9 protein-coding genes are annotated in these 8,567 nt (G+C 67.8%); 5 read left to right on the forward strand and 4 right to left on the reverse strand.

The annotated features are described in order from the left end of the window. Positions 1–55: 55 nt before the first annotated feature. From ADBZ5N_RS15495 to hisN, 3 genes are all read right to left on the reverse strand, one after another. Positions 56–1,270, reverse strand: a complete 1,215-nt coding sequence (locus tag ADBZ5N_RS15495; RefSeq protein WP_526258883.1) for an acyl-CoA dehydrogenase family protein — start codon at positions 1,268–1,270, stop codon at positions 56–58. Positions 1,271–1,302: 32 nt separating this feature from the next. Then, entirely contained in the window at positions 1,303–2,691 is a 1,389-nt protein-coding gene (locus tag ADBZ5N_RS15500; protein ID WP_526258885.1) for an acyl-CoA dehydrogenase family protein, read from the reverse strand. Between the two features lie 91 nt (positions 2,692–2,782). Beyond that, the gene (gene hisN / locus ADBZ5N_RS15505; RefSeq protein WP_526258887.1) at positions 2,783–3,562 is read right to left on the reverse strand and encodes a histidinol-phosphatase; all 780 of its coding nucleotides are present in this window, start codon (positions 3,560–3,562) and stop codon (positions 2,783–2,785) included. A gap of 36 nt (positions 3,563–3,598) precedes the next feature. Between hisN and ADBZ5N_RS15510 the strand changes: the two genes are divergently transcribed. Next, the gene (locus tag ADBZ5N_RS15510) at positions 3,599–4,000 is read left to right on the forward strand and encodes a hypothetical protein (protein WP_526258889.1); all 402 of its coding nucleotides are present in this window, start codon (positions 3,599–3,601) and stop codon (positions 3,998–4,000) included. A 52-nt stretch (positions 4,001–4,052) separates the two neighbouring features. Here ADBZ5N_RS15510 and ADBZ5N_RS15515 read toward each other — a convergent pair whose 3' ends face one another. Then, positions 4,053–5,426 carry an FAD-dependent oxidoreductase gene (locus tag ADBZ5N_RS15515; RefSeq protein ID WP_526258891.1) on the reverse strand — a complete coding sequence of 458 codons (1,374 nt, stop codon included), beginning with the start codon at positions 5,424–5,426 and terminating at the stop codon, positions 4,053–4,055. 48 nt (positions 5,427–5,474) lie between these two features. Between ADBZ5N_RS15515 and prfB the strand changes: the two genes are divergently transcribed. The 4 genes from prfB to ADBZ5N_RS15535 all read left to right on the forward strand — a co-directional run. Continuing rightward, on the forward strand, positions 5,475–6,590 hold the full coding sequence (gene prfB, locus ADBZ5N_RS15520) for a peptide chain release factor 2 (RefSeq protein ID WP_526258893.1): 1,116 nt from the start codon (positions 5,475–5,477) through the stop codon (positions 6,588–6,590). Further along, the gene (locus ADBZ5N_RS15525; protein WP_526258895.1) at positions 6,580–7,500 is read left to right on the forward strand and encodes a mechanosensitive ion channel family protein; all 921 of its coding nucleotides are present in this window, start codon (positions 6,580–6,582) and stop codon (positions 7,498–7,500) included. The genes prfB and ADBZ5N_RS15525 overlap by 11 nt, the downstream gene beginning before the upstream one ends. Continuing rightward, positions 7,497–8,024 (forward strand): Rv3103c family proline-rich protein, encoded by a 528-nt coding sequence (locus ADBZ5N_RS15530; RefSeq protein WP_526258897.1) that lies wholly within the window; start codon positions 7,497–7,499, stop codon positions 8,022–8,024. Before ADBZ5N_RS15525 ends, ADBZ5N_RS15530 begins: the two co-directional genes overlap by 4 nt. A 33-nt stretch (positions 8,025–8,057) precedes the next feature. After that, positions 8,058–8,567, forward strand: a 510-nt coding sequence (locus tag ADBZ5N_RS15535; protein WP_526258899.1) for a cell division ATP-binding protein FtsE, incomplete at its 3' end; no start/stop codon positions are given.

The following is an 8,567-nucleotide window of genomic DNA, read 5'->3' on the forward strand; positions in this document are numbered from 1 at the left end:
CAGGGGGGCGGTGGCCACCGGCGGGGCCCCCGCTTTCGTCATGCCTCGGCGCGCGCTACTTCAACTCCGCTGAGCTCAGCCCCAGCAGGCGGCGCGCCACCACCAGCAACTGAATCTGCTGGGTGCCCTCGAAGATGTCCAGGATCTTTGAGTCGCGCGCCCACTTCTCCAGCAGGGTCTGCTCGGAATAGCCTGTGGTGCCCGCCAATTCGACGGCCTTGAGGGTGATGTCGCTGGCCACCCGGGCGGCCTTGGCCTTACCCATCGAGGCTTCCTTGGAGTTGGGGATACCGTTATCGGCCTGCCAGGCCGACCGCAACGTCAACAGGTAGGCCGACTCCCAGTCGGCCTCCATACGCAGAAATTCCGCGGCCGGAGCGCTCTGGGCGTGCACCGGCTTGTCGTAGGAGATCTCCACGCCGGCGTCGGTGAGGATCTGCCGCAGTTCCTCCAGTGCGGCGCGCGCAACCCCGATGGCCATCGCAGCCACGATGGGCCGGGTGTTGTCGAAGGTCTCCATGACCCCGGCGAAACCCTTCTCCACCTGGATCTCCGGGCTGCCGAGCAGGTTCTCCCTGGGGATGCGGACGTTGTCGAAGCGGATCGCCGCGGTGTCGGAGGCCTTGATGCCCAACTTGTGCTCGAGCCGTTCCACGGTGACACCGGGATGATCGCGGGGCACGACGAACGACTTGATCGCCGCGCGTCCCTTGGACCTGTCCAGCGTCGCCCACACCACGATGTGGGAGGCCCGGGCGCCGGCGGTGACGTAGATCTTCTCGCCGTTGATGACGTAGGAGTCCCCGTCGAGCACGGCCGTCGTCGACACCGCCGCGGAGTCCGAACCGAAGGACGGTTCGGTGATGGCCATCGCCGCCCAGATCCCGGTCCCGAGGCGCTGCAGTTGTTCGTCAGTGGCCACTCCGGAGATCGCGGCGTTACCGAGGCCCTGCCGCGGGATGGACAGCAGCAGGCCGACATCGCCCCAGGCGACCTCCAGGGCGTTGAGCAACGCGGACATGTTGCCGCCGTTGACGTTTCCCTTCGGGCCGTCCTGGGCGTCACGGAAGGCATCGGTGCCGGCGAATGAGATGGTCTTGGCATCGGAGATGCCCTCGAACAGGCTGGCAATGGTGTCCAGTTCGACCGGGTAGGCGTGCTCGTTGAGGTCGTACTTGCGCGATATCGGGCGGAAGATCTCCGCGGCGCCCTTGTGCCCCATCTCGACGACGGCCTCGAGCTTGCGGGGGAGTTCCAGATTGATGGCCATGGCGAGTCCTTTTTCGTTGGCGAAGGGAGGTTTTAGAGGACGACGACACCCTCGGCGACGCCGATGGCCCGCAGATCGCGGTACCAGCGCTCCACCGGGTGTTCCTTGGTGAATCCGTGCCCGCCGAGCAGCTGCACACCGTCGAGGCCGATCTGCATCCCTTTGTCGGCGCCCAACTTCCGGGCCAGGGCCGCCTCCCGGGCAAACGGCAGGCCCCGGTCGGCGCGGGCGGCGCCACGCCAGGTGATCAGCCGCAGACCGTCGAGTTCGATCGCGATGTCGGCGCACATGAACGCCACCGCCTGGCGGCGGGCGATCGGCTCGCCGAACGCCTCACGTTCCTTGACATAGGGGATCACGTAGTCCAGCACCGCGTGGGAGGTGCCGACCGCCAGCGCGGCCCAGCCGAGCCGGGACAGCGCGATGGCCTCGGAGTAATCCCGGGCGTGCTCGGCGTCGCTGGCGTCTGCTTCGCCGAGGCGGGCCGACAACGGCACCGACACCTGGTCCAGTTCGACGCGGCCGAGGGCGGCGGCCCGCAGCCCCATGCTGCGATCGGCTTTGACGCTGAGCCCGGCGGTGTCGGACTCGACGATGAACATCGTCGGCTTGCCGTTGAGTTGTGCTGCCACCACGAACAATTCGGCGTCGGCGGCGGCCGGGACGAGGGACTTCACCCCGTCGAGGCGGTAGCCGCTGGGGGTGCGTACCGCGGTGGTCTTAAGCATGGTGGGGTCGAACAGCGGGTGTGGTTCGGCGATGGCCAGACAGGCCTGCGGCACGTTGTCCCCGGCGAATTCTTTGAGGTAGGTGGCCTGCTGGTCGGCGCTGCCCCAGTGGGTGAGTGCCGAGGCCACTCCGCCCGGCGCGAGGATCGGCAGCGCCAGGCCCATGTCGCCGTAGGACAGCGCCTCGGCGACAAGGGCGTTGGTGACGGTGGTGCGCTGCTCGGCGATGCCGTCGAAAACCTCGGGGACCTTGATAGCCGTGATGCCGAGTTCGGCGGCCTTGGCCATCAGGTCGGTGGGGTAGGCCGCGGCGTCGTCGGCGTCGCGGGCGGCCGGCCGCAGGATCTCCTCGGCGAACTCCTTGACCGTTTCCACGATCATCTTCTGGTCGTCGTCGGGGGTGAGGTCGAAGTAGTCGGCGGTGCTGCGATCCAACCGGGTGGCCGGCTTGCCCACCCCCTGGATCTTCGTGAACTGCCGACTCGAGGCCCCGGCGGCAGAGAATCCGTGCTTCGCGCCGAATTTCAGGGCCCGGTTGAGCGGGCCGCGCAGGTTGTGGCGGTCCAGGAACTCACTGCCCAGCAAGGGGGTTAGCAGGCCCATTCCCAGGTCGAGGGGGGATCGCCTGGGGCGATGCTGACCGACGCCGCTCTCGTAGGCGCGACTGGCTCTGGGCGGAAGGGTTTTGGTCATCGCGGCTGCCTTTGGGGGAGCGGAAGTAGAGCTGAACAGGCCCTGACCGTATCTTACTCCCGAGTAAGGTCAGCGGCTGCTGTAAGCAAGCTCACAGCGCGTCGAGCACGGCCTGGTGCAGCAGTCCGTTGGTGGCCACCGCACTGCCGCCGTGCGGTCCCGGGACGCCGTCGAGGTTGGTGAAGGTGCCGCCGGCCTCTCGCACGAGCACGTCCAGGGGGGCCAGGTCCCACAGCTTGACCTCCGGTTCGGCGGCGATGTCCACCGCGCCCTCGGCGAGCAGGCAGTAGGAGTAGAAGTCGCCGAATGCCCGGACCCGCCACACCGCATCGGTGAGCGCGACGAACTTCTCCCGCAGGCCCCGATCGGCCCATCCGGACAGGCTGGAGAACGACAGGCTGGCCGACCCGAGATCCGGCACCGCGCTGACCGACAGCCGTCGGGCGGGGCCGTCGCCGACCGCGGCGTAGGAGCCGATCCCGGCGCCTGCCCACCAGCGCCGGTTCAACGCCGGTGCGCTGATGACCCCGACGATGGGGACGCCGTCGTCGAGCAGCGCAATAAGGCTGGCCCACAACGGAACTCCGCGGACGAAGTTCTTGGTTCCGTCGATCGGGTCGATCACCCATTGCCGCCCGTCGACGGTGGGCGCGCCGCCCTGTTCCTCACCCAGGATCGCGTCGCCGGGACGCTCCCGGGCCAGGACGTCGCGCAGATCGGCCTCGACCGCTTCGTCGGCGTCGGTCACCGGGGTCAGGTCCGGTTTGTGGTCGATGCGCAGGTCCAGTGCGCCGAACCTGGCGGCGGTGATGTCGTCGGCGCGGACGGCCAGTAGGAGGGCCAACTCGAGGTCTTCTGCCACGGCCGTCACGCCTGCAGTCCTACCACAGCCCCTTAGGATGGCCCCGTGATGGAATTCGCGGTGATTCTGCTGATCGTCGGTGCGTTGGCTCTGGTGGTGGGGCCCCGACTGATGGGCCGGCGCGGCCCGCGCGGGGAGATGGCGCAGGGCACCCTGCTGGTGACCGGCGTCAGTCCGCGACCGGATGCCCCGGGCGAGCAGTTCGTCACCATCAGCGGGGTGATCACCGGGCCGACGGTCAACGAGCATGTGGTTTATCAGCAGATGGCGGTCGACACCGCGAACTGGCCGACGATGGGTCAGCTGATCCCGGTGGTGTACTCGCCCAAGAACCCGGATAAGTGGTTCTTCGCGCCGCCGCAGCAGCCGCAGCCCCCAGTTCCACCGGTGCCGCCCGTTCCCCCGGCACCCCCCGTGCCCCCCGCTCCGCCGCAGCCGCCAGCGTGAGGCCTCTGCAGACGATCAGGCCCTAAGAGCTGCACAGGGCGCGCGCCGGCGGTCAGCCGTGGGCGATGCGCAGCAGCTCGGCCACACTGGCCAGCTTGCGGCGGGGGCGGCCGTGCGGCTCGCCCAGGGAACGCTCGTGGGCATCGATGGCCTGCCAGTGGTCGTCGCTGATCAGCAGGGGCTGGCGCTCCAGCAGCCAGCTCACCAGTTCCTCGGCGTAGTCGGGGCCGACCTCGCGTAACTGCGCGGAGGTCAGGTCGGCGATCAGGGTGTCGACGGTGTCCTGGGAGTCGCTCTTGTTGGTGCCGATCACCCCGGACGGGCCGCGCTTGATCCAGCCGACGACGTAGTCGGCAGCCCGGTCGGCGATCCGGCCCTCGGTATGGGGAATGGTGCCTGACCGCTCGTCGAACGGCAGTCCGGGGATAGCCACCCCGCGGTAGCCCACCGCGCGGACCACCAATTGGGCCGGCAGGGTCTCGCGCTGGCCGGTGTCGCGGGCCGCCAACCGGCCGTGCTCGTCGGTGAACAGTTCATTGCGGCCCAGCACGATGGTCTCGACCCGATCCTCCCCGGTGATCTCCACCGGGGAGGTAAAGAACCGGAACACGATGCGGCGCTTGACGTCTCCGCCGGAAGGCTCTTGCTCGGCGTAGCCGCGCAGCACCTTGATGTTGGTGGCGACGGTCTTGCCGGCCGCCGCGGCGTCCTCATCGGTGATTCCCGCGAGGTCGTCGGGGTTGACGACCACCTCCACCCCGTCAAGCTCCCCGAGTTCCCGCAGTTCCAGGGTGGTGAACGCGCCCTGCAACGGCCCGCGGCGGCCCACGATGACCACCTCGGACACCCCGCGCCGGTGCAGCGCGTCCAGAGCGTGGTCGGCGATGTCGGTGGCGGCCAGCACATCGGGGTCGGTGACCAGGATCCGCGCCACGTCGATCGCGACGTTGCCGTTGCCGATCACCACCGCCCGGCCGCTTGAGATGTCGGGGGCCATCTCGGTGAAGTGCGGGTGGGCGTTGTACCAGCCGACGAAGTCAACCGCGGCCACACTGCCGAGCAGATCCTCGCCGGGGATGCCCAGGGCGCGGTCGGACTGGGTGCCCACCGCGTAGACCACCGCGTCGTAGCGCTCGGACAGGTCGTCGGCCGACACATCCCGCCCCACGGCGATGTTGCCGAAGAACCGGAACCGCGGATCAGTGGCCGTCTTCTCGAACGTGCGGCTGATCGACTTGATCTTCGGGTGGTCCGGGGCCACCCCGGAGCGGACCAAACCCCATGGAGTGGGCAGCATTTCGAGCATGTCGATCGCGACGTCAGCGCCACCTTCGGCGACGGAGGAATCCGCGAACCGCAGCAGCGAGGCGGCCGCGAAATAGCCTGAGGGCCCCGCGCCGACGATCGCGACGTAGTAAGGACGCATCCTGGGATGGTAATCACCGGGGCGGCGCCGCCGGTAACGTGAGACCCCGTGGACATCGATCGGCAGTCAGAGATCGCGGCCCTCGACGCCACCCTGACGACGGTGGAACGGGTCCTCGACGTCGACGCCCTGAAAACCCGGATCGAGAAGCTCGAACACGAGGCATCGGATCCCAACCTCTGGGACGACCAGAGCCGAGCCCAGCGGGTCACCAGTGAGCTGTCTCACGCCCAGGGTGAACTGCGCAGGGTGCAGGCCCTGCGAAGCCGCCTCGATGACCTGCCGGTGCTCTACGAGTTGGCGGCCGAGGAGGCCGGGCCGGCGGGTGCCGAGGCCCTCTCGGATGCGGATGCCGAACTGAAGACGCTGCAGGCCGACATCGAGGCGATGGAGGTCCGCACCCTGCTGTCCGGGGAGTACGACGAACGTGAAGCCCTGGTCAACATCCGCTCCGGGGCCGGCGGGGTGGACGCCGCGGACTGGGCCGAGATGCTGATGCGGATGTACATCCGGTGGGCTGAACAACATGACTACGGCGTTGAGGTGTTCGACACGTCCTACGCCGAGGAAGCCGGAATCAAGAGCGCCACCTTCGCGGTGCACGCGCCGTACGCCTACGGCACCCTCTCGGTGGAGCAGGGCACTCACCGGCTGGTGCGGATCAGCCCCTTCGACAACCAAAGCCGCAGGCAGACCTCCTTCGCGGAGGTCGAGGTGCTGCCCGTGGTGGAGACGGTCGACCACATCGAGATCCCCGAAACCGACATCCGGGTGGACGTCTACCGGTCCAGCGGGCCGGGCGGACAGTCGGTCAACACCACCGACTCGGCGGTTCGACTCACCCACATCCCGACCGGTATCGTCGTAACCTGCCAGAACGAAAAGTCGCAGCTGCAGAACAAGGTTTCTGCGATGCGGGTGCTCCAGGCCAAGCTGCTGGAACGTAAGCGGCAGGAAGAACGCGCCGAGCTCGACGCCCTCAAAGGCGACGGCGGCAGTTCATGGGGCAACCAGATGCGCTCCTACGTTCTGCACCCCTACCAAATGGTCAAGGATCTGCGAACCGACTACGAAGTCGGCAATCCTGCGGCAGTCCTGGATGGGGACATCGACGGGTTCCTGGAAGCGGGAATCCGGTGGCGCAATCGACGAGATGACGACTGACGTATCGGCCCTGTCCGCAGCCCGGGCCTGGCATGACTTCTGGGCCGGCGCCATCGGTGGATGGATCCTGACCAGTGGCATGCAAATTGCCCTGCTGCTGATCGGCGGGCTGCTGGGCGCCCGGTTCATCAGCTGGACCGCCCAGCTGATCAGCCGACGTATCGACGCCCGCTTCACCGCGAGCGACGCGCTGGTTCGATCCGAAAGTGTCAAGCACGGCCAGGCGGTCGCCTCGGTCATCTCCTATGTCGCCATCGCCCTGCTGGGCGTCCTGGTGTTCGTGCAGATCACCGACGTCCTGCAGGTCCCGGTGAGCTCGCTGGTAGCCCCTGCGGCGGTGCTGGGCGCTGCGCTGGGTTTCGGCGCGCAGCGCGTCGTGCAGGACCTGCTCAGTGGCTTCTTCATCATCACCGAAAAGCAGTACGGTCTGGGCGACCTGGTCGAACTCACCATGGGAACCAGCGGCACCGCGATGGGCACCGTCGAGGAGGTGACGCTGCGGGTGACCAAGCTTCGCACCGCCGACGGGGAGGTCTACACCATCTCCAACGGGCAGATCTTCAAGACGCTCAACCTGTCCAAGGAGTGGGCGCGCGCCGTGGTCGACATCCCACTGCAGCCGGGCACCGACCTGATCGCGGTGCACGAGGTGCTCGACAGAGTCTGCGAAGCAGCGGTGCTCGACCCGGACTTGAGGGAGCTGCTGCTCGACAAGCCCGAACTGATGGGCGTGGAGAGCATTGAGGTGGGCACGGTGAACCTGCGGATGGTGGCCCGGACGCTGCCGGGTAAGCAATTCGAGGCGGGCCGGCGGCTGCGCATGCTGGTCGTCGGGGCGCTGAACCGGGCCGGCATCGTGACTACCGTTGAGAACTCTGTGGTGGTGCCGGCGCAGGGGCCGCTGGGATGACCGCGGTCGATAATCGCCGCGAGACCCGCGGTTGGCCTGCGTACCTGTTCGGTGGGCGGGTCCGCACCTCCACCGCTGTTTTGCTGGTTGCCTTCGCGCTCATCGGCTGGGTCCAGGCGACCTACGGCTCGCCCGAGCCTGCTCCCCAGATCCCCGCTGTCGACGTGGTGCCACCCGGTTTCATCCCGGACCCGGCCTACACCTGGGCGCCGCGCACCGATGTGCAGCAACGCAGCCCTGAGGTGACGACCACGACAGCGACCACCACACCGACCACCACACCGACGACACCGACGACGCCCACGTCACCGACGAGCCCGACGAGCCCGACGAGCCCGACGGCGCCCACCAGTGGAAGCGCACCGACGGAGCCCAACGGTGCGTCCTCGCCGTCACCGACCCCGGATCGGACGACCAGCGCCACGACAGCCCCGGACACCCCCGAGGCGGGTGCGGTTTCGTCGGTCGCGACGGCTCCGGTTTCACCAGGTGCCTCGACCACCACGGCACCGCCGCCGCGGTAGCGGCCGCTCCGCGGACTACACTGACGAGCCGTGATGATCACCCTCGACCATGTCACCAAGCAGTACAAGGCGTCGACGCGCCCTGCACTGGACAACGTCAGTCTCAAGATCGACAAGGGTGAATTCGTCTTCCTGATCGGCCCATCCGGATCGGGCAAATCCACCTTCATCAGCCTGATGCTGGCTGAGGAGACGCCGACCTCCGGTGAGATTCAGGTGTCGAAGTTCCACGTCAACAAGCTTTCCGGCCGCCACATCCCCAAGTTGCGTCAGGTGATCGGATGCGTCTTCCAGGACTTCCGGCTGCTGCAGCAGAAGACAGTCGCCGAGAACGTGGCCTTCGCACTGGAAGTGATCGGCAAGCAACCCGACGTCATCAAAAAGGTGGTTCCCGAGGTTCTCGACATGGTCGGACTGTCCGGCAAGGCCAACCGCATGCCCGGTGAGTTGTCCGGCGGTGAGCAGCAGCGGGTGGCGATCGCCCGGGCGTTCGTCAACCGGCCGCTGGTGCTGCTGGCCGACGAGCCCACCGGCAACCTGGAC

This window comes from Mycobacterium sp. (genome assembly GCF_044370595.1).
Lineage (GTDB): Bacteria > Actinomycetota > Actinomycetes > Mycobacteriales > Mycobacteriaceae > Mycobacterium.